Source organism: Anabaena sp. 4-3 (assembly GCF_001597745.1).
In the GTDB taxonomy this organism is placed as follows: domain Bacteria; phylum Cyanobacteriota; class Cyanobacteriia; order Cyanobacteriales; family Nostocaceae; genus Trichormus.
The window spans coordinates 12,128-34,161 of sequence record NZ_LUHJ01000013.1; the positions used below are offsets into that span (position 1 = coordinate 12,128).

Sequence of the window (22,034 nt, forward strand, 5' to 3'; positions counted from 1 at the left end):
AATAACCATGAGCAACAGCGAGTCGTTGCAACATTAACTAATCCCTATTAGGGATTGAAACTTGCGGCTGACCAATATCAACAGAAAGCAGATATTGGTTGCAACATTAACTAATCCCTATTAGGGATTGAAACCAGGAACTCCTGCCCCAGTGATAGCGATCGCGCCATTGTGGTTGCAACATTAACTAATCCCTATTAGGGATTGAAACAGTGAGATTTCCTCCCAACGCCTCTTTGTACTGGGTTGCAACATTAACTAATCCCTATTAGGGATTGAAACCCATTGAACCAGATACATCCAATAGAATGATACTTGGGTTGCAACATTAACTAATCCCTATTAGGGATTGAAACATTACTGGCGTAAACAGTTGAACAGCACTCTTGCGTTGCAACATTAACTAATCCCTATTAGGGATTGAAACTTTAAAATTTTTACCTTATTCCCCGCCGCCTACAGTGTTGCAACATTAACTAATCCCTATTAGGGATTGAAACTATTTTCTACTAGCTACCTCGACAAAGATGGTGCGTTGCAACATTAACTAATCCCTATTAGGGATTGAAACCCGGCGGACGTGCAAAAAGGCATCGACACTGCTAAAGCTACAGTTGCAACATTAACTAATCCCTATTAGGGATTGAAACTCTCCCTTCTTATTAAATCGAGCCTCAGCTAGCATGTTGCAACATTAACTAATCCCTATTAGGGATTGAAACGCGTGGATAGTGCTGGCATATTGACTTAGTGAACTCTGGTTGAAAGTTGCAACATTAACTAATCCCTATTAGGGATTGAAACGCTCAATTCGTTCTTTTTGAACCCGAAGCGACTCTGTTGCAACATTAACTAATCCCTATTAGGGATTGAAACTCCAAGAAGCAAGTATTAGGGGATGACGACCTTAAAGTGCTGTTGCAACATTAACTAATCCCTATTAGGGATTGAAACGACTATTTCCATGTACATCTAAATCAACAATTACAGTTGCAACATTAACTAATCCCTATTAGGGATTGAAACAGATTTTCGTGGTTTTTACAACGATAATCCCGGTTGCAACATTAACTAATCCCTATTAGGGATTGAAACCTGTTTGCAGGTCGTAGAAAACCTTTCTTACAGTTGCAACATTAACTAATCCCTATTAGGGATTGAAACCGAGAAATACAGAAGTACCTTGCGAAAACCACAGGTTGCAACATTAACTAATCCCTATTAGGGATTGAAACGCTTCCTTGGGCTACCCCACTCAATAGCCAAGCTTTTGAGTTGCAACATTAACTAATCCCTATTAGGGATTGAAACCAAATAGCTGGCTACAGCAGCAATATCGTCAGTTGTTGCAACATTAACTAATCCCTATTAGGGATTGAAACAAAAGAGTAAATTTTAGTTTGCATTTTTTCAAAGTTGCAACATTAACTAATCCCTATTAGGGATTGAAACACATTGCCGCAAAGGCACAAGATACATTCAACCAAGTTGCAACATTAACTAATCCCTATTAGGGATTGAAACTGAAAGTTGCTGAAGGCTGTAGTCAGCAAAGGCAAAAAAGTTGCAACATTAACTAATCCCTATTAGGGATTGAAACCAGAAGACTCACGTTTTATCTACGACTGGGAGGGACAGAGTAGAGTATTTCAAGTTGCAACATTAACTAATCCCTATTAGGGATTGAAACATTCTAGAGGGGTGTGAGGGGATGTTGGCGTGACTGAGTTGCAACATTAACTAATCCCTATTAGGGATTGAAACGATTGGTTGTCGGTTGTCGTCTCCCTGGCAGGTCGTTGCAACATTAACTAATCCCTATTAGGGATTGAAACGTGATAAAATGCCTATTAAACAGTATCCTATTGTTGCAACATTAACTAATCCCTATTAGGGATTGAAACGGGATAGCAGGGAGGGGGGCGAGTGACCGAGGGTGTTGCAACATTAACTAATCCCTATTAGGGATTGAAACCTACAATCTTGACAAAGCAGAGGATCATACATCCACGTTGCAACATTAACTAATCCCTATTAGGGATTGAAACGCAACTAACAGGCGAGGATCTGTCAGAAGCCGCTGTTGCAACATTAACTAATCCCTATTAGGGATTGAAACAGATAGGAAACCTTATTACAAAAGCTTTACAATGTTGCAACATTAACTAATCCCTATTAGGGATTGAAACAACCTAACGCCGCTAACAGAAACTTTGCTATTTATGTTGCAACATTAACTAATCCCTATTAGGGATTGAAACAATCTCTAAAACTATCACACAATTCAGACAGAGCATCGATGTTGCAACATTAACTAATCCCTATTAGGGATTGAAACAGAATAACCGCAGGGTCAACAGGCGGGAAGTCCCGTTGCAACATTAACTAATCCCTATTAGGGATTGAAACCTTAGGGATAATTCCACTTTAACCCAATTGGTTAATATCGAAAGTTGCAACATTAACTAATCCCTATTAGGGATTGAAACTTGATCTGGAATCAGACACGATTCTTTAATATCTGAAGTTGCAACATTAACTAATCCCTATTAGGGATTGAAACCGGGATAATCGCCAATCTCCAAAAGTTCCTTAGCGGTTGCAACATTAACTAATCCCTATTAGGGATTGAAACCATCGACCAGGGACGAGTACCGATAACCAATCGATGTTGCAACATTAACTAATCCCTATTAGGGATTGAAACCTAGTTCTTCATCCTGACAAACTACAACCAGATGAAGGTTGCAACATTAACTAATCCCTATTAGGGATTGAAACGGCGAACATCCCAATAACGCAATTAACCCAGTGGCAAGTTGCAACATTAACTAATCCCTATTAGGGATTGAAACGATGTTGGAGAAAAGTAAGGATAAACCATCAATAGTTGCAACATTAACTAATCCCTATTAGGGATTGAAACCTTGACAACGCATATACATGGATGAATCCACAGCCCAAGTTGCAACATTAACTAATCCCTATTAGGGATTGAAACAGCAGATAAAGATTATCCATTGCTACAAACAATTTGTTGCAACATTAACTAATCCCTATTAGGGATTGAAACTTGAGATAAGGGTAGGCGATCGCGTTAAGTTATTAGTTGCAACATTAACTAATCCCTATTTTCATATCTTGCACCTTTCTCAATAAGCGTCAGGTGGGCATTGCCAATGACGCAAAACTAAGGCTTTCAGGAAGTTGCAAGCAATGCCCACCCTACAAAAATTATTATCAAGGAACAGGTGCAAGATGTGTGTATTAGAGATTGAAACACTACACAGTTATAGAAAATTAGCGTTCTTCTTTGCGCCTTTGCGCCTTTGCGCGAGACAAAAAAAGATATAGTTAACCCACGAAAATACCTGTAAAGAAAGCATTTCCCCACAAGCCCAAAATTGAGATAACGGTGCGTTAGGCGCGACGACAAGACGCAATGAAACATCGAAACAGACGCGCCTAACACACCCTACAAGCTATTAACTCAACTGGGCGACGAGTTGATTTTCCAAAAGCGTATCACTGGTTAACAAATCCTCAACGGTGATTCTTAAAAACCGTTGCTCATCCACTTGAAACATTACCTTAATACGATCGCTCCCCGGAAACCCAGGAGGTGTCAAATTAGCGATACTTCTCGCCCCTTCCTGATCATTCAACGGTTTCACGCTAGTTACACCATTATCCAGCCGCCGAGTAATTAAGCGATCGCCATCAAAATAAACTTCTGTTCCGCCTGTTTCCGCCCCTAATTCCCCGATAATCAACTCTATACTCGGTTGATTCTCCAAGGAAGCCCCCAAATATAACTCTACAGGCTGATTCATCGGGTAAGCTTGTCCTTCCTTGATTATCGGATGCCAAGAGTGACGCTGATTCCGCCGATCCCAATATCTTACACCGTAACTGTGATAGAGAAAGTCCTTAATTTCTACCCCTTGGGATAGTTGCAATGCACCTTGAGCGATCGCCTCAAATGGACGTTGACAACGAATCTTGTCTGTGGTAAAATAACCTTCAATCCATTTCTGAACTGCTGGTAATTGTACAGTTCCACCGACCAATAACACGGCATTAATATCTGTAACTTCAATACCTTGACGGCGGGCTTGCTGTAAGAGATTCGTCATACACTCATCCAACTGCTGAAAAAATCCCCGTTCGGTGAGGATATTTTCCAGATTGTCCCGATTTAGACTGAGTTCGTAGGTTTCAAAACTTTCGTCATCAAAATAAACTTCACTAGCTTGATTTTGACTTGATAACTGAATCTTGAGTTTTTCCGCCAGTCTCATTGTCAAAGGGCTAACCGCCAACCCTTGATGTTTGGCAAAATAATCAACTAACCAGTTATCAATATCTGTACCGCCTAAATTCTGCCCAGCTTTGGCTAGTACACGGGCGGTTTTGACTTTTTGTTTTGAGTCTTCCGCAAGAGATTTGTTACCCCATTTGAGCAGAAATCCTACAGGTTTATTATTTGCCTGTCCAGTTTTCTGCAACTGCACAAGGGATAAATCTAATGTTCCCCCGCCAAAGTCAACGACTAACAAAATTTCTTGATCAACTAAACCATAACCCAAAGCGGCGGCGGTGGGTTCGTCTAACATCCGCACTTGTTCCACGGGCAGGGCTTGACAAACTTTCCCTAACCAGTGACGATAAGCTTCAAAGCTATCTACAGGTACGGTTAAGACGAGTGAATCTAAGCCGCCTTCTTGGGGTGCTAGTTGTGTGATGATGTGAGACAAATACCATTGTCCGACTTGTTCAAAGCTGATGATTTGTCCGTCGAGTTCTGGTAAAAAGCCTTGAATATCTGCGGCTATTCCCCGTTTAAAGCTGCGGAAAAATCGGCTATCATTTTTTAGGTCAAGGCCGCGATCGCGTACTTGTTGACCGACGATGATTTTACTCTGGTTAGCGTCTTCAACGTACACCAAACTGGGAATTAATGGTGGGTTGAGGCTTTGTTGGATTGATAGGTTTGCTAGGCTGACGGTTTCTGGTTGTTGGGTGACTGGGTTCCAACGGGCTATTACTGTGTTACTTGTACCAAAATCAATTGCGATCGCCATAGTCTGATGATTGTATCGCGCAAAGGCGCAAAGGCGCAAAGTGTTTGTTTGAGTGAGACTATTTTCCCATAAGCCACCAACTACGCAAATGTGCGATCGCTGTTTCTTTGTGTTTGGCTTCTATTTCTATCCAGGGGGCTTGATGGTAAACTTGGGGCATGGCGGTTATCAGGGTGCTGTGTTTGCGGTCGAGAAAAGATTGTTCACCGTTGGAGATGTGGACTAATTGCCAGTCTGGATTTTTCCAGGTTGTTTTGGCTGCTTCAAACATGGATGTGACGCTGGGGTGGTTGTAGCTGTCTAATTTTTCATAGCAAATATGATGATGGGCATCAAATACCATTGGAATTTGTGCTTGTTGACATACTGCTAAAATTTCACTGGCACTATAGGCGTATTCGTCGTTTTCTAGGGTTAAACGGTTTTTGATGGCTGGTGGTAGTTCGGAGATGACTTTGATTAGTTGTTCGCTACGTTGAGATTTGCCACCGTGTATATTCATTAATGACCAAGGTGAACGAGGTAAGCCGAGTAAGTCTAAGTTGAGGGCGTGTCTGGCTAAGATTTTGATGCTGTTTTGTACGACTTCGGGCGAGTCGGAACTGAGGACTACGTATTGATCAGGGTGTAGTACCATTCTAATGTTGAGGGATTGGGAGCGATCGCCAATGGTAGCCAGTTCAGCCTTCATGCTGTCTAATATCTTCGCCCCAATTTCGTCTTCCATATCACTTAAGGGAAACAAGGCTGAAGTCATGCGATACAGTCTAATATTGTTGGCATCGCAAAAGGTTAAAGCATCATGTAGTCGCTGTAGGTTATGCTGGTAAATCTCCCTTAAAGCTGTTTCCCGTTGACTCAGGGAAAGTTGTAAATAACGTGTGCGTGTCATTGTCCGAAACCGCACTGTTTTATCAAAGGTAATGCAAACCAGCCCTAACCTTGGCGGCTCATTTTTTGGTAATTTTGCTGTGTTAGGCAGTGTGTTTAACTGGGTTGCAGTCATGAATTTAGTTTGCTTTGTTTGCCACTCTTTCATTTAACTGAATTTTCTACAAAGCTGTGGAGTATCTAAAGCTTGATTTTTTACGGGTTTCAACACCTACAAGGAAGAGATTTAGAACTTATCAGACATTGTAGAGACGTTGCATGCAACGTCTCTACACACATTTTGCACCATTCTCAATAACCGTGGGGCGATGCACAGCCTACAAGGTAAAAATAAGGGTTTAAGCGAATTTTGAGGAGTGCATCGCCGCCCTGTAATCGCAATCAAGCAGCTGTTGCAAAATGTGAGCCTCCAATGTGGCTCAGAACTAAAGTCTGAATATCAAATTAGGTATATGTACCTTTTGGTAGTGTTGTCAAGTAAATGAAATATTTATTAATATAAGTAGAAATTCAACTTTGGGAGTTCACGCAAATCAAGGTAACAAGAATTTCTTCACAGGGGGGTTCCCAGTTCCCAGTTTTTTAGTAAGGGAGTAGAAGAGATGAAAGACGAGCAAAATAATAACTCTCAGGAATTTATCGACAATCTCAAGAATGGAATTTGGCTATTTGGTTTGTCTTCTTGGGTATTTGGGATTACCGATCGCAGTATTGCATCTTTCGCTGATGGTTATTTATCTGCATTGGATTTAACGCAACTATTTACAGCTGCTACATTCTTTGTGGCATGGCTATTTTTGAAGCCAACATCTAAAGTTTAACCAGGTTGTAGCGTTTCAGGTAGAACCTTTCGATAAAACACGGGGAGTAGGGAGTGGGGGAAGCGGAGGAGGCAGGGGAGCAGGGGAGAAAAGCTAATGACTAATGACTAATGACTAATGACTAATGACTAATGACTAATGACTAATGACTTTTTTCTCAAACAATTTAGGGTAATTCTGCGATATGTCAGAATTACCCCTGTTTGGTTGGTATATGACTGATGTAGGTGCAAACCAATTGCGATCGCTGTCTCAAGTTGAATATTCCCTTATTCCCTGTGACTTGGATACGTTACTTTTAGCTAATCAAAAGCATAATGTTTTTTTACGTCGCGTCTAATTTCCCAAGTACAGGACATTCCAGCCGGGAAAATCACTAAATCTCCTTTACCCATTTGTACAGGTTGTCCGCTATCAGGCGTAACAACTACGTCACCTTCTAAGAAATAACAAGTTTCTTGAGTATCATAAGTCCAGGGAAATTTTGAAATTTCTTTTTGCCAAATTCCCCACTGAAACACACCCAACTGCTGTAGTCTTTCTTGACTTGGTTGATGCTCAATTTTAATTTCCATGTCGCCTTGTATCTGTAGTGATTTAGCAGTAAGACTGAATGTCTTCACCACATTCATCTACTAAATAACATAAAGCGCGAAAACGCAAGCCCACAAATTGATCATACAGGGGATTGAGCTTACACATAGGAGGGATGTGTCCTATTTTGCGTCCAAATAGCACAATGTCACGCTCAAAAGGACATTGAGCCGGGATCAATTTGGCGATCAAGCAAGCTAATTTACGATTGTGGATTTCTACTGCATCCAGCTTTTCACGTAAGGGTTGCAACAAATCCAATTTTTTCTGACTACCTGCTTTTTCGGTGATGTCGATAGGTTTGATAAAAGCAGACATGACAATATCTTGGTTATGGCTGTGGATAACACTCATAATCAAATCTTCCTATGTAAACAACCTATTTTGCAGTTGTGCTACTTACCATACAATTTGTTTCTAGATTAGGTGTTATGTGCAAATAAATTAACTTCAGCACAGATATCAGGTAAATCTGAGAAAAATTGTTGGTCAATGTGGGACTAATTGATATATAAACCGACTAGATGTGTTGGAACTGTCCCGTTAAATACAAAATAACAAAGAAAAAGTAAAAATGGTATTTCCTTAACTTATTGATTGCTGATATGGCAAATAGCGATTTCATATATTAAATGTCAAGCTCCGGTTTTTAAACTACACAGTGATTGTAGCCGCATTTTTACCAGTAAAATTACGGTTTTTTTGAGCCTTTAGCTAGATTTACTGGGTTTTCAAATCTACGGATAATTGATTTTAGGCTATGGTGTATCAAATAAATTGTCATATACGCTACATAAGCAGACCTGAATATTATTTAATAAGTTCCCAATGACCCTTTGATAAGGAGAAACTAATCTATGAATGCTAGTGGTTGGATCAAAATCTTGCAGAAGCTTGTCTTCTACCCTAGGTAAAATACCCTTTTTCAGTCAAAAAATATCAAGCAGACATAAGAAAATTTATCTGAAAAGTTTAAAATTTTTGGAAAATTTCATTACCTATGTAGGATGCGTTAGCAAACAGTAGGGTATATAACCGATGAAAAATGTAGTTTACTCAGCAATGAGATGACGCTGGCCGCCGAAAGCCAAAAGCCAAACTACTACTATAATCCAGTGGATGAGGAAGATTACCCAAAAAGAACCTGTGAGTGCATAAGCTACTGTGCAGCACAGTCCTAAAAGTCCTGCTAAGGTAAGGAAAATTGGCTGAAAAAATGTTGGATATCCAGTCCGGAAAAAAGTTCTGGCGTTGAGGGGATGATAAATAATAAATAAAACTAAGATGAATCCAGCCCATAATCCCCATTGATACCAGTTGATGACTTCTATGGGATGGGGAAGCGGTAAGACGCGAAAGACTAATTCTTCGGTGAGGGCTGGTGAAATGGCTGATTGTAGTACAATCTTGAATTGTGAGATTTTTTGAGTAGGGGTAAAACTCCAATACAAAAAGCCAGTTTTTAATCCTAAAGGTAAGGCGATCGCAGTATAAATTAACAGTGTTCCTGCCACAACTAACCAATCTGTACTTTGGGGCAGTACGATAGATGCGAGGAATCGGTTCAGTAAAATGGTGATAGGTGCAATATTTGTTCCGGGAATTGTCAGATAGCCTAATGCCATTGTTGCCGCTAGGGGGGCAATATCTGGATTTAAACCACCAATTTGATTAGTTCTGAGAAACCAGAGTTGAGCGTCATGTCTCAAGAATAGGGCGGCTAGTTCATCCTGTGCTTGTCTAGGTAGCATTGTCCGCCAACTGGTGAGAGCAGCCCATATACTGCGATCGCGAAAAGTTTTTTGTCCTTTCCCAGTCCCCATTAAATAATCTGCGTGACTTTGCCAGTCTGCACGCACGATACCCAAAGGAGTTAATTGGTTTTCTAAAGCCTCACCCAAACTAACTAATTCTTGAAAGCGCGAAGTTTGGGGATCATTGGGGTGAGTGTTGAGCCATTGCTGAATTGCTGGTTCTTTGGCGACTTGCTCAGTAATCACTTGAATGGCAATATAAAGGGCTTGACTAGAATCCTGCACACAGGAAGTTGCTGGGGAAACCGTCGCGCCACCAGTTCCGTCACCTGTGCGATATCGCGCCATCATCACCTGCAATTGTTGCTGAAATTCTGTCACAGGAGAGAGTTTGATTCCCCCAAAATTATAGTTTTGTGTCACAGGTGCAAACTTCATCAGCACATCGGAAATTGGACGAGTCGCCGCCCATCCCCACTGTAAGTTACCCATGTAGTCAGCCCAGGTATGTGTACCGGAGATAATGCCATCAGAGTTGTTAGCGTAAATTTGCAGATAGTCAATGGCGAATTGTAATTCTTGGGTGATGGGTTCACGGACTACCTGCGCCAATCCAAAAGCAAAATGTCCGGTGACTGTAAACGCTGGGAAGTTTTCCGCTTTTTTACCGCCAATTCCGCCGAAATTGTGTAAAAGAATCGCTTTGTCGCCTTCTTGCCAATGGGATGATGTGGCGGTGGGGTTTAACAAGACCTTGCCAATTGTACCTTGATCTTGGGGTGTAATCTGCCAATTTTCATTTTTGATGTAATTTAATCCGGCGGCTTTTCCCGAAATTATTTTATCTGGCTGGAGTTGTAGAAGCGATCGCGGGACTAATCCCTGCACCACAAACACCCCGGCTGCATTTTTGCCGCCGTAAATATACCAACCCGCTTTTCCGGCTGGTGAATTTTCCAGTTGATTGGGGGTAGATGGTGGGATATTGCGTCTGTCTACTACCTGTTGGGGAATGCGGATAATTTCTTCGACACCATCGAATTGGCGAGAAGTGCGATTATAATGACGCACCTGAAACAAATCATTGGCACAAGTAGTATTTTCAGGACAGACTTTTGCTGCTGGAGATAAGATTTTAACTAAGCCGTAGAATCTACCAGTGGCTAAGACAGGCTCATGGGCAATTTGCAACCGTGGTTGTCCTGAGTTGGATTCTAGGAGTTTAACATCATCTAAGGTGACAATCAGATCATCATTTGGTCTAGCACCAGCCAGGGATTGCAAAGGCCCGACTTTTAGACGACCATCAAGGCGTGAGGGATGGATAATACCTGTAGCTGCGCTGTTTTTCGTTTCTTGTGTAAACTTGATATCTTGTTGTACAGCTTGCACATAAGATTTTAACTCTGGTTGATCTTGCCATTCCAGGCGGACAACTTGACCTACTAATTGCTGTAACTCTGTGGGTGCGTGTTGTACTTCCATCCATACCCAGTCTTCTCCCGGTGGGATTTGTTGTGGCGTTGGTAAAATTAACCTGCCTACCCACTCAGCCACAGGTTGATATAAATCAGGGTTAACAGTTTGATTAAGGGGATAAAACTGTGTTTGATTAAAGTCTTGGCGTTTGTGGATGGCGTAATTACTGCCTTGGGTAATGATGGGCTGGGGGCGTGGGTAAAATAGCCAGAGTGCGATCGCAATCAGTACCACCCAGAAAATGAAAAATGGCGATCGCCATCTGTTTGGGCGACGCAACTGCCAACTGCTAGATGATTTTTCATTCTGCATTGCTGTTCTGGCTCTGATTTTCTTTTGTATATAGCATAAAATCACTACTTTAATAAATATTGGCCAAATTTCTGTTTCAATTAGACATTTTTCAGGTTTTTAAGTCTAAAAAAAACACGATTTATGTCCATTTAATTGAAGATTTTACCGCGAATTTATTCCTATTTTTTTATATATTTGTTATAAATTAATTGAGGATAATTGCTGAGTATTATTCGCAAGTTTTCCAAAAATAAAGACTTAATTTATCAATATATCTATGTATTGAATCAAAACTAATAACTTCTAGTTTTTGGTTGATAAATCCAGTTTATCTCAGCTATATAGACAACATCCAGCAAACAAAACTCAAGTCCTACAACAAAGGCTTACCTAACATGAATCTACGTTATCATTCTGCTGGCATTTTTTTAAAAGTTAGTCTTGCTCTCACAAGTTTGATTGGCTGTTTAACCTTGAAATCAACTCCAGCATCAGCCCAAGCATTAATAGAAAACCCTATTTCTGATTTTAGTTCTGGAGAACCTGCCGTCTTTGCCGGTGCAGCAGTGTATCTTACCCCTGGTAATTATTTATCAAGCATTGCTGCTGAAGCAGTCGCACCTAAAGGCACTTACTTCGCAGGATTCAATGGTGCATACACAGTTACAGCAATTTCATATATAGATCCCATTACTCATGTTGCCTATCCAAGCATCACACTGCACACGGGTGGATTATTAGCACTTCCGTATAATGTAGCGGGATCTATTAGAGGAGCTATAGTTGATAGACTGAGATACGGCAATCTCACATTAGATGAATATACAGCATTGGTAAGAGCGGCTGTTGGTAATGATGGTTTAGATTAAGTCGTGGTGATTGAGAATTAACATCCATCCCTTCCCCATCATGGAAGGGATGTGTGTTAATTAATTAGTTTAATTATTTGAGATATATAAAATAAGATATCTTACAAATATTAAAACCTAAAACCACCTTGAAAAAGTGCTTCAAAGTTGTCTCCACTCATCCCAATACGAGACTGCCAAAAATTACCACTACCAGGAATATTACGCCGCAGCAATAATCCATAGGTAAAATCAGCCACTCGATTTCCTGTATCTCGTTCAGTATTTTTAAAATTCTGTAGATAAGCACCAAAAGCCCACTGAGGACTAACTTGTTGTAAACCTTCCAAGGTATAGAATAAATCCCCTCTAATTTCTAGAGAATTACTAAATTCTAAACCTGTATTAAAACCTAATTTTCCTTGAAATAATCCTACTGGTGTAATACTGAATTGATTATCTAAAAATAGAATTGCTGTAGATAAAGAATAATTTAAATTTCTATTTTGATGAGAAAACAAGTAACTCATATTCAGATAAGCAGGATTTAAAAAATTAACTTCACTATTCCAATACAATTGTAATGATGGAATATGGTTAGTAATAGATTCAGTTCGTCCTTCTGCATCCACTGCTACATGAGTGCTGATATAATTCAAGACTCCGTTAAAATAAATGCCTAGTGTTGGCTCTAAAATTCCCAAATTATTTGTAATATTAAATGCAGTATCTGTATTCAAGTTCAACCACATACCTGAACTAATACCGTAATTCCAGTTACCAGAAGCAGCAGCCCACAAAGCTTCTATAGTAGGTAAATATAAATATCCATCAAAAGCTTGAAAATAATTAGTAATTTTGCCATCTTGACTTAACTCGATCCGATCAAAAGCCATATCAAAGGCACGAACATTAATTGGAAATGATGTCAGATTCGCCGAACTTAAATTCTGAATAAACTGTTGCCCATTAGGAGCAGTTAAAGTCACTTGTACAGCCGATGAACGGTTAGGTGTTTGTTGGGAGGGTATAGGTATACTAACAGATGATAAAGGGCCAAAACTTTGATTAGAAACATCAGCTTTAGAAATAAAAGTTTCTCCTTCTCTCCAGGTGCGATTACCATCGAAAACCTGAACTAAACGCCGATGATTACCAGTACGAATTTGAAAAATACTGGAACTATTGAGGGTAATGGTACTGGGAAAGCTGAGAATTCCAGAAACTTGCTCTAATCCACTATTCTGATTACCTAAATATAGGGTTCTGTTAAGTATTTGATTAATTTGTCTTCTTTGTTCTGGGGTTGCCTTTGAATCTAAAACCGCAAAATTATCTTGTCGGGAATATCGCTCTTTAGCCTCATGTAAACTTGCTTCTAGCTCAGAAAAATCTATTAATTCAAAAATACTACCTAGCAACATTCCTAATGTAGATTTAGCAGTTTGTGATTTATCTATTTGTCTTTCAGAAAAGGATAAAGATAAAGAAACACCAGGATTAGTAGCAATATTAGTATAAGTGGCTTTAGCTTCTAAAGGGTCATACTCTAATAGAGTTCTATTATGAGAATAGCTCAGATAAAATCTATGCCAATCATGTTGTTCTATTTTATCTCTAATTCCTAACAGACTTTGGCTTTCACCTAAAGTCACCCAATAGAGAGAGTTTAAATAATAAGAACTGCGTTGATTTGTACTAATAGATGGATTTAGTAAGATGTTATATAAATCAACATTACCAAATTCTTCTCTATTGCCAACCTTAATCCCAGGATAGGATGTGATTTCAGCTTGAAATTGAGTTTTTTGCCCAGTAACAGGATTACCCCAAATAAATCCGGCTTGTTGTAAAGTCTCTGGAGAAATTATTTCTCCACGAGTCAAAGTTACTTCTCCTAATAATGGTTGTAAATTACTGCTAGGAAAATTTTGCAAGATTAACGGATATTGATCTGTAGTCAATGATGAAACATTAGGTACAACTGAAGATATCGAATTATTGGGATTACCTCTAGCATTAATCACGACGGGGGCAGTCTCAACCCCCACTGGATTAATTACTTCCGCCGCAATTGATTCGATAGTAAATTGGTTAGTACCAATTGCTTGTGTTAGTTCTTGAACACCTTGCGGTAGAGATGAAACTGCTTGCATTCCCCAAAGTCTTTGAGTTAATCTAATCGACTCTCTACGTTGAGTATTTGTAGTTGCTCCTTGGTACGTAACTCCACTTTGCCATCCCTTGGTTTCTATGACAACCCGATTACCAGGTAGCACCCAATAAAATTGGTCTTGTTTAGGAAAATTGGCAAATGTAAAACGGTTAAATACAGGATCTTCCGTCGAAAATTTCAGAGAATATTCAATATATTTTGTATTTGCTATAGGATTAAATGGCGCAGAATAAAAAGTAAAGTTATCTCTAGGATCAATTATCCAAGGATACCTAATAGCACTATTAGTCAGTGCATTTAATATAAATATTTCTAAATCTTTTTTTTGCAGAATAGGTTTTTCATTCTGCTCAGTTGGAGTATCAGATTCCTCATCATTAATATCTGGTTTTTGTAATGGTATAATTGGGATGGGAATATTCGTATCTTGAAGATTAGGAATATCTCTAGTCGGTTTTAAAGGGAAACTTTGTGTAAAAACTGTGTTTTTTTTATCAGTAAAGTTATTAGATACTCTCAATTCTATATCTGACTGATGTTCTGCATTCACTCTATCTGCAATCAGATTAGTTGCTAATACAAAGGTGAACAGAGCTATATTAATAAGTCTCTGGCAATCAATTAAGTAATTAAACATTATAACCCATACATGATTAATCTAAACTATGCTCATCGTCTAGATATTAAAAAGCTAAATATCTTTTCACTAAACTCCATTCTCAATTAATGGAATATGTGCAACATAATGCTATAAAAAAAAATATTAACTAATGACAGTTGCAATTAATACTTAAACTTTATTACTCTATGACTGATGTTTCATAAAGATATTGAATCTGAGCATTAACCATCTGGGATTTAAAGTGTGGGCTAGCTCTACATACATTACACATCTTCCTGAAAATAATAAACCAGTCAATCAATTAATTCTATTTAACTAAAGACAGAATTAACTTGAATACAAAAAAGTTATACTGGAAATTTTTTGGCAGGTTCTTACAAAAAATATCAGGATTAATGTCTTTTTATTTAGGTTTTTGATTTGATATTTTAGGAAAAATATTATAAAATTATCAAGTTATTGAGTGATGTTTTGTGTGTTTTCTATAGGTAATATCAAATTAATAAATTATTATTAATGATTTGAATATTGTAAAGTAACTATAGTCATATCTTGCACCATTCTCAATAAGCGTCGCTCCCTGCACAGCCAACAACCTAAAACTAAGGGTTTGAACAACTTGCAAGCAATGCCCACCCTTCTAGCAAGTCGCAAACATGGATAACCAACCATGCCGAATCTTCACCTATGCTATTGAATTCTATCTTGAGGAACGAAATATGACGCGTCCGGGAATTTCCTCATGGTTAATTTTGGCATAGACTCGCAAACAGGCTAAAACTTCTCCAGGGATACCGCCGCAGTCGAGTTGTAAATCATCTTTAGTTAACGCACAAATATCAGCGTAAATTCCCGTTAATTGCCGAATTCGCACATCGTAACCGGCATTATTAGCACTGACAACTAATTTTTTTAAAGCGCGCCGTGATTCTTGTTGTAGTTTACCCCACCAAGAATAACGTTCGGCTGGGGGGACAAAAATTAACGAGTGTATGGCTTCATCTATATCCAGCCAAGCGCGTACAATTAACAAAGGGTCTGCTGTTTCTTCAGCTTTTTGGATACGGTGAAAACGGTCTGTTAACGCTTCAATATATTGATTTCTTTGTTCTGGCTGCAAGTCTAAAGGAATGATATCAAAACTAAACACACTTTTTAAAGCATGATGTAAGTCTGAATCAATCTCAATGAATTTAATTAATAAACCTAAAAAACCTGCTAATAAAGTGATTTCCTCAGCAGTATATCCTGGGATAATTCTACTTTGCTCAAACGCTGCTTGAGATAAACCCAAACCAGGGCAAATTACAGTACCTCTGAGTCCGGGGTAGATAATTTCATCGCGGATGAAAGGTAAATGATAGACTTGAGAATAATCTGCGATCGCACCCACAGCTTCAGCAAAATCTAAAGCCTTTTGTCGCCAAAACTGCGCCAAATCTTCAGGAACTCGCAACAACTTGCGGTGAATTTCATTCCATAAATCCCCATCAGTTTCACTTGTTAAATGACAATCACCTAAATATAACCTCAATTCCGAGTCAGACTCAAAAACTAAACGCAAATCATGTAATTTAAAAACATTAGAATTAAAGGTGCTGCTGTTCCCCTCCTTTTCCACTTCTAACAAAACTTGAATTTCTTGCAGCACCTCATCACAAATTTTAACACCAGGGTCATGGGGATACTCAGCTTGAGCCTTTCGCAAACAAGCTTCTAACCCATACAAACTATACCGCAATAACTCAGCCAATCTTGAGTTTTCTACTGCCAATAAATGCTTAAGATGCTGCATAAATCTTACCTATAATATCTCACGCAAAGCCGCCAAGAAAGCCTTTGCGTCTTTGCGCCTTTGCGTGAGGTTTCCTAATGTATACCGCAAAAAGGATCACGTTCCTTATCAACCTCATTCGGTTGTAAATCTAACTCACCACGGTAAACACAACCCTCCTCTGTCAGACATTCTAAATTAGTAGATGTCCAATAAGGAACATCCCCAGCGTGAATGCGAAGAATACCCAAATTATCAATCGTCACCCGATATTGACAAGGATAATCTGTACTCACATCAGGTTTACTTAAAGCACCAATGCGTATCCATTTTTTACTATTAGTTTCCACATCAGTTTGATACATATAAAAAGTATGCTGATTAGTGTGAGGAAACGGAGGTAAAGGATTACTAATTAAACCATAACCTGATTTGGGTGTACCATCCCGCAAATAATGGAATTCTTGCAGAGGTTTGCTACCATCTTTATCAACTTCAAATACTAAATGATAAGCATCAGGTTGATCTACCGTCGCTGATTCAATCACATTAACAGCAATATCACCATCAATTAAATCTTTATCAGCACGTTCAACTGCAATATTCCACTGTAATTTACCATCAGTAAATAACCCTGTACTAATCTCAATACCGGGGACATCGATTAAATAATGGGGATTTCCTTGACACAACAACACACTAAATTGTAGAGTTTGGTCAATCTCAAACTGAAGTTTAATTTTTTTCAAAAACTCCGCTTCCTCCATCCCCAATTTTTGCATGAGGTTTTTACCGTCGAAACTACCCCACAGGCGTAAATCTCCAGCTTCGTAGTCTTGGCGATAAATAATGTTAGTTAACTGTATCCCTACCCAATTTGTTCGGACTTTAGCGACATTTTCTGAGGGAGAAAGTTGATATAATTCTTGTCCAGCGTTAAAGACTGGGAGAAGTTCATGACTTTGGGTTTTGCGCTTAAAATTGCAGGGTAAATAATAAAAGAGGTTTTTAACGTCTATTTCTAATTGATTTGCACCTTTGCGTAATAAACCTTTTGATTCTTCGGGATCAAATCTCAATCTTCGCAGTTTCTCTGCATAGCAAGCACCTGCGGAGGTGGCGAGTTTAGTGTACTCTAAAACAAAAGTGATGCGTTCAGGATTCCAAACAAAATAGGGTGATTTGCTAAACTCTTGATAAATTTGACGTTGTACTAAGTCGAGATTGCAGGTTTTACCGGAGAGAATTAACCAGTCAACTTTGCGAGTGTTCCACGCATCTATATTATTGTTGTCAGCACTGAGACGACTTTCCATTAAACCTTTAGCTATCCCAATTGCTTCTTTGATAGCGGAGGAAGCGACACGTTCAAATTGTTGACTATCTATAGTAACGGCGAGATTTTCTGAGTTTCTAACTTGGAATTTAATCGCGCTTTGGGTGAGGAGTTCTGCAATTTGCTGTTCGGAAATTGTAAAACTTAATCGGCATTCATCGTTGGGTAATTTCTGTCCTAGTTTAAGTTTAGCAGTTTCGGCATGATCCCAAAGTGTGTAAAATGTTTGTAGGCGTTGCGGTGCTTGTTGCCAACGGGTAGGGATGACTTTCTCGGCGGTGTCTAACGCATCTTTATAAGCTGCGTCACCTTCAGGATTTTCTTTATCGATACATTTTAACAAACTGCCACTTTTAAATTTACCTTGTTCTAAAAAGCGTTCATTTAATTCGGCGTTGATTAAGTCTTCGAGTTTATCGCTTTCGATATCTCCTCTAGTTACTGCTGTTAATAAAAAGTCGGCGATCGCAACTTTTAATAGTCTAAACACTTTTAAGGTAATTAACTCACCACCTAACTGTAAATGTCCAGATGAACCTAACAATTTTGGAGTCAGTTTATAATAACGTCCGCCTAAACCTCTATCTTCATGATTGGCAAAAAATGGTGTACTATCTTCTAAGGTCAATTCAATTAATGCTAAGTCTGTAGTCCCCCCACCAATATCTAACACTAAAACATTTTGTGACCATTTATTTTTCTCTTGGCGACAACGGGTTTTAAAAGATTCTATTCCGATGTTGAGATTGCCGCCAAATTCTCGCCATAAAAAGAAGATAGCAACAGATACAGCTTCATCATAAGCTGTTTGTACATCATCAATTCCCAACTGTTCAACTAATTCCTTAACTTCTTTCCGCACTACAGGGGGTGCAACGGTGGGATAGGTGACGACTGCTGTTAAAAAATCCCCTTCGGAAAACCTGCGTCTAGCGCGTTGACGATAATCTTCAGTTAATGTAATTAAATGCGCCCAAGCTGCTTGAATAAGTTGGTTAACATTAATTATATCTTCTTTGCCATCCCACAGCACAGAAAATTTTTTATCTTGTCCAAAATAACGTTTGGGTGAATGGTGAAATCTGCTGATAATTTCTGTTAAGGAACTGCTGCTTCCTTGTGCTATGGCTTTCTTGCGATTATCTCTAGCTTCTCTCCCCATCCGCAATTTTAAACCGTCTAAATTCACCACTTCTAACTCACTGGGAATCTCGGTGTCACGGCGGTCAATATCTAAAACCACTGGGATTAAATTCTGTGATTCTAAAGTCGGGACGCGGAAGACTTCATGATATATTTGATAAAGTTTCTTGCTGACGGCGCGACGAAATCTATCACTGTTACCTAAACATAATTCTATTTGGCGAATTGCTTCTAAAAATCTGGTTTTATTATCACTGCTAAACACCTCACTTAAGTGACTGGGTTCAATTTCCAGACTTTTACTAATATCAATGATAAACTTTTCCCATTCAGTTTCATTCACTTCTGGTAAGGCAAGAGAAGCGGGAGAACTTAACCATTGTGACAGGCGATCGCGCAATCTTAACTCTTGTTCTCGTGGTAAAATTTCCGCAATGGGGACTTCTATCGGGTCGAAAAGTGTAACTGTAGAATTCGACGTTCCAAAATCTACAGCTAACCAACCCGGAAATCTTTTTTTCGGTTTACCGTTACTAGGTTCGGCACTGTAGTTAGGAATTTCAAACGGATTTTTTCCTGATTGATTTGGTGTTTTTGGTTGCATAGGTAGTGACCACAGATGACAATAAGCTGCTACTTTTTGCCGTACAGATAACAGTGGATTTCCGGTATCATCAGAATCAAAATATTCCACCATTACCCGTAAATGACAGTTGATTGCTTGGGTTAGCGGTTTCTCTAATTTACAAGGATATTGTTCTAATTGTCCAAGTTGGGAAATTTTCGGAATATCAGAATCAAACTTTTTATAAGCCTGTTGAATTTTACTGGCTAATTCACTTGGTACGCCTTTGACGGTGCAGGTAATACTAGAAATATGAGGGATATTGTTTCCAGAAGCCAGCAGTTGAATGCTAGGCAATTCTAAATACTTCCGATAATTAACCCGCAGTTGAAAGCGTGGCACAAGTTGAATTTCTACAGGCATTTTTGCAGCTTCCTTAAAGGCACAATTAAATCAGCAATAGCTATCTACTTACTGATTACTGTTAGCCATTCAGGAATCAGAAATATTAGCAATTTCTGTGAGATTCTGTAGCCAGTTGGGAACTTCTCCCCCCGTTGGGGAGTCACCCAGGGAAATAAATCTCAGCAACGCATCTCTTTTGGAGAGGTTTTGTAAAGTGGGAACAATTTGATCCAAAATTCCCTCTAGTTCGGCGTTGACTTGTTGATTCACTTCGCTGACATACTGTACAAGATGCAAGCTGGCACTGGCGGTAATTTCATCCCGCAATCTTAAGACGAATAATTGATGATTAGCTGACCTAGGTATACCATAATTTTTTTCAGGCGACCAATCAAAGATTTGACCAATATTGTGTTTTTCATCCTGACGCGCTAGGGGAAAGATAACTTCAGGAATCAAAGATTTATCTTGTTGTTCAATTTCTTCTAAAATCACATCTTGCCATTTATTCGGGTCACATCCTAACAGCAATTGATAAAATAAATCAGCTTCTTCCGGGCCAAATTTGGCTTCAATTGCTTGTTCCATGTCTGGGGTAAGCATTTCTAAAAGACGGTCGCGCTCTGGGGCGATGTGGTGCGATAATTTATTGAGTAAGTCTACTACAGCTTGACGGATGCGATCGCGCGCAAATTCTTCTAGTTCTTTGACTGTCTTGGCAAAGGCTGGATAAAAATCATCGCTCTTAGTAGGTATACTATTATTAGTGCGATTACCCCGATCAAATAACTTCCCGGCTGCACCTTTCGATTCTGTTAACGTAATCGTACCATTATTGACTTTGTTAAATAATAAAGTCCACTGACTCCAATTAATTACTCTAAAAGTCAATTCATCTTTAACCACATCACTAACAACTGTTCCCTGACGGTCTTTAAGTGGTTCTGTACCTAAATCTCTTTGAAAATTACGATAGGTTTTATCTAAATTATCAATCGCATTTTTCAAGTCTAGAAAAGCTTGACCGTCCCCAGTGGGAATACCTTGGGCGTGAATTTCAGCAATAATGTTTTTGAGGTGTTCTTGTTGCAAACGTAAATTTTCAGCCGCGCGTCGGGTATCTTCATATAATTGTTTTAAACCGTGGGTATTGACATGATTTTGAATTAATTCCCGCAGTTTGGCGATACCCCCATCTTGAGCAAAGTAACCCAACTTACGCCCTAAATCATGGCGTGGATCTGATTCTAACAGGCGATCGCTCAAACTTCGCCATTTTTGTTGTAGTCGTTTCGGTCTTTCTAAATATTCAGGATAATCTAAGTTTGCTAAAAACTCCGGTGAACCAGCTTTGAGACTACTCGACCGTTTAGCTAACTCCGCTAATCCCAACAACGGCGATAGTAAAACCATCCGGTCTTTATTAATAGTAAACGCACTTGCACCATCGATAGTAGTTTGTAAAACTTTGAGTTTTTGTAACACCATCTCTGCTGTCAGGTGGGGAGTGTGACGTTGATCAATGAGAAAGTCTAATTCTCGTTCACCGCCTTCACTTTCTAAAGGTAACTGATCAAATCTTCCCACCCCGACTAAAATTAAATCTTTTAAATCTTGTCCGGGACGCTGTTGTTGCATCATCGTGAAAATTTTATTGGCGCGATCGCTTCCCGGTGACTTACCATTCAGGAGTACCAAAATCGTCTGCACTTCCGCCAATTCTCGCAGAGATAAAAACGTATCCCTCGCGCCAGAATTCGCCGCCCCCAAACCCGGAAAATCTAAGAGAATAAAATTATTAGCACCTGTAACATCCCAAATTTCTGGAGAAATTTTAACTTCAATATCAATCCGGCGAATTAAGGGGAAACTATTTTGTAAAAGCTTAGTTGCTAACTTTTGCGGTGGACTTGGTAAACGAATATGCGCTGGGGGTAACTCTTCAAAACTGAGGGTTTGAATAGCCATTGGTTGGTCTGCCAATTGTAACCCTTCACGAGCGATCGCCGCATCAATCACGTAACGTCTACCACACAAAGCATCCCCATAGGAACTGTAAGCGCGGACAAACAATACCAACTCCCGCAGCAAATAACGTAACTCTAAATTATTGCTGCTATTCCAAGTTTCTGCACACCAATTGAGAATTTCTTGTCCAGAACTGAGTTTAGCGGCAGGGATGGGAGAAAGTCCAGCCGCTATTGTGCGCCGGTTAGCTTCCCCTAGCATAAACCGCAAACACTCATTC

12 protein-coding genes and 1 CRISPR repeat array (1 of these 13 cut by a window edge) are annotated in these 22,034 nt (G+C 39.3%); of the genes, 3 read left to right on the plus strand and 9 right to left on the minus strand.

Going from position 1 to position 22,034, the window contains the following annotated elements:
* Positions 1-3,145: direct repeats of the CRISPR family, unit length 37 nt; unit sequence GTTGCAACATTAACTAATCCCTATTAGGGATTGAAAC (it extends 1,724 nt beyond the left edge of the window).
* Between the two features lie 340 nt (positions 3,146-3,485).
* Complete coding sequence (locus A3775_RS02200; protein WP_066423677.1) at positions 3,486-5,084, minus strand: Hsp70 family protein; 1,599 nt, start codon at positions 5,082-5,084, stop codon at positions 3,486-3,488.
* Positions 5,085-5,142: 58 nt separating this feature from the next.
* Positions 5,143-6,090: a UV DNA damage repair endonuclease UvsE gene (gene uvsE, locus A3775_RS02205; protein ID WP_066423840.1), complete on the minus strand. Its 948-nt coding sequence runs from the start codon at positions 6,088-6,090 to the stop codon at positions 5,143-5,145.
* A gap of 487 nt (positions 6,091-6,577) precedes the next feature.
* On the opposite strand from uvsE, the gene A3775_RS02210 reads away from it, so the two are divergent.
* Together A3775_RS02210 and A3775_RS23995 are read left to right on the plus strand one after the other, a co-directional pair.
* Positions 6,578-6,796, plus strand: a complete 219-nt coding sequence (locus A3775_RS02210; RefSeq protein WP_066377516.1) for a hypothetical protein — start codon at positions 6,578-6,580, stop codon at positions 6,794-6,796.
* Between the two features lie 184 nt (positions 6,797-6,980).
* Positions 6,981-7,136 (plus strand): hypothetical protein, encoded by a 156-nt coding sequence (locus A3775_RS23995; protein WP_156481552.1) that lies wholly within the window; start codon positions 6,981-6,983, stop codon positions 7,134-7,136.
* On the opposite strand, the gene A3775_RS02215 is transcribed toward A3775_RS23995, so the two are convergent.
* The 3 genes from A3775_RS02215 to A3775_RS02225 all read right to left on the minus strand — a co-directional run bounded on the left by A3775_RS02215 (position 7,099) and on the right by A3775_RS02225 (position 10,935).
* A complete protein-coding gene (locus A3775_RS02215; protein ID WP_066377517.1) occupies positions 7,099-7,371 on the minus strand; it encodes a cupin domain-containing protein in 273 nt (90 codons plus the stop codon). The genes A3775_RS23995 and A3775_RS02215 overlap by 38 nt on opposite strands.
* A 22-nt stretch (positions 7,372-7,393) precedes the next feature.
* Complete coding sequence (locus A3775_RS02220) at positions 7,394-7,708, minus strand: Mo-dependent nitrogenase C-terminal domain-containing protein (protein WP_369815955.1); 315 nt, start codon at positions 7,706-7,708, stop codon at positions 7,394-7,396.
* A gap of 734 nt (positions 7,709-8,442) precedes the next feature.
* Positions 8,443-10,935, minus strand: a complete 2,493-nt coding sequence (locus tag A3775_RS02225) for a type II CAAX prenyl endopeptidase Rce1 family protein (protein ID WP_066423679.1) — start codon at positions 10,933-10,935, stop codon at positions 8,443-8,445.
* Positions 10,936-11,312: 377 nt separating this feature from the next.
* Between A3775_RS02225 and A3775_RS02230 the strand changes: the two genes are divergently transcribed.
* A complete protein-coding gene (locus A3775_RS02230) occupies positions 11,313-11,786 on the plus strand; it encodes a hypothetical protein (protein WP_066423681.1) in 474 nt (157 codons plus the stop codon).
* Between the two features lie 110 nt (positions 11,787-11,896).
* On the opposite strand, the gene A3775_RS02235 is transcribed toward A3775_RS02230, so the two are convergent.
* The 4 genes from A3775_RS02235 to A3775_RS02250 all read right to left on the minus strand — a co-directional run.
* Positions 11,897-14,491, minus strand: coding sequence for a hypothetical protein (locus A3775_RS02235; RefSeq protein ID WP_231866923.1), 2,595 nt, complete (start codon positions 14,489-14,491; stop codon positions 11,897-11,899).
* 772 nt (positions 14,492-15,263) lie between these two features.
* Positions 15,264-16,358: a hypothetical protein gene (locus tag A3775_RS02240; RefSeq protein ID WP_066423685.1), complete on the minus strand. Its 1,095-nt coding sequence runs from the start codon at positions 16,356-16,358 to the stop codon at positions 15,264-15,266.
* Between the two features lie 74 nt (positions 16,359-16,432).
* Positions 16,433-19,804, minus strand: a complete 3,372-nt coding sequence (locus A3775_RS02245) for a virulence factor SrfB (RefSeq protein ID WP_066423687.1) — start codon at positions 19,802-19,804, stop codon at positions 16,433-16,435.
* A gap of 69 nt (positions 19,805-19,873) precedes the next feature.
* The coding region (locus tag A3775_RS02250; protein WP_231866924.1) for a proteasome protein at positions 19,874-22,034 on the minus strand (2,161 nt) is incomplete at its 5' end.

Excerpts from the sequence above, each read along its gene's own strand:
- uvsE (WP_066423840.1), bottom strand. The coding sequence starts at position 6,090 with ATGACTGCAACCCAGTTAAACACACTGCCTAACACAGCAAAATTACCA.
- A3775_RS02225 (WP_066423679.1), bottom strand. The coding sequence starts at position 10,935 with ATGCAGAATGAAAAATCATCTAGCAGTTGGCAGTTGCGTCGCCCAAAC.
- A3775_RS02200 (WP_066423677.1), bottom strand. The coding sequence starts at position 5,084 with ATGGCGATCGCAATTGATTTTGGTACAAGTAACACAGTAATAGCCCGT.
- A3775_RS02215 (WP_066377517.1), bottom strand. The coding sequence starts at position 7,371 with ATGGAAATTAAAATTGAGCATCAACCAAGTCAAGAAAGACTACAGCAG.
- A3775_RS23995 (WP_156481552.1), top strand. The coding sequence starts at position 6,981 with ATGTCAGAATTACCCCTGTTTGGTTGGTATATGACTGATGTAGGTGCA.
- A3775_RS02230 (WP_066423681.1), top strand. The coding sequence starts at position 11,313 with ATGAATCTACGTTATCATTCTGCTGGCATTTTTTTAAAAGTTAGTCTT.
- A3775_RS02210 (WP_066377516.1), top strand. The coding sequence starts at position 6,578 with ATGAAAGACGAGCAAAATAATAACTCTCAGGAATTTATCGACAATCTC.
- A3775_RS02245 (WP_066423687.1), bottom strand. The coding sequence starts at position 19,804 with ATGCCTGTAGAAATTCAACTTGTGCCACGCTTTCAACTGCGGGTTAAT.
- A3775_RS02220 (WP_369815955.1), bottom strand. The coding sequence starts at position 7,708 with ATGTCTGCTTTTATCAAACCTATCGACATCACCGAAAAAGCAGGTAGT.
- A3775_RS02240 (WP_066423685.1), bottom strand. The coding sequence starts at position 16,358 with ATGCAGCATCTTAAGCATTTATTGGCAGTAGAAAACTCAAGATTGGCT.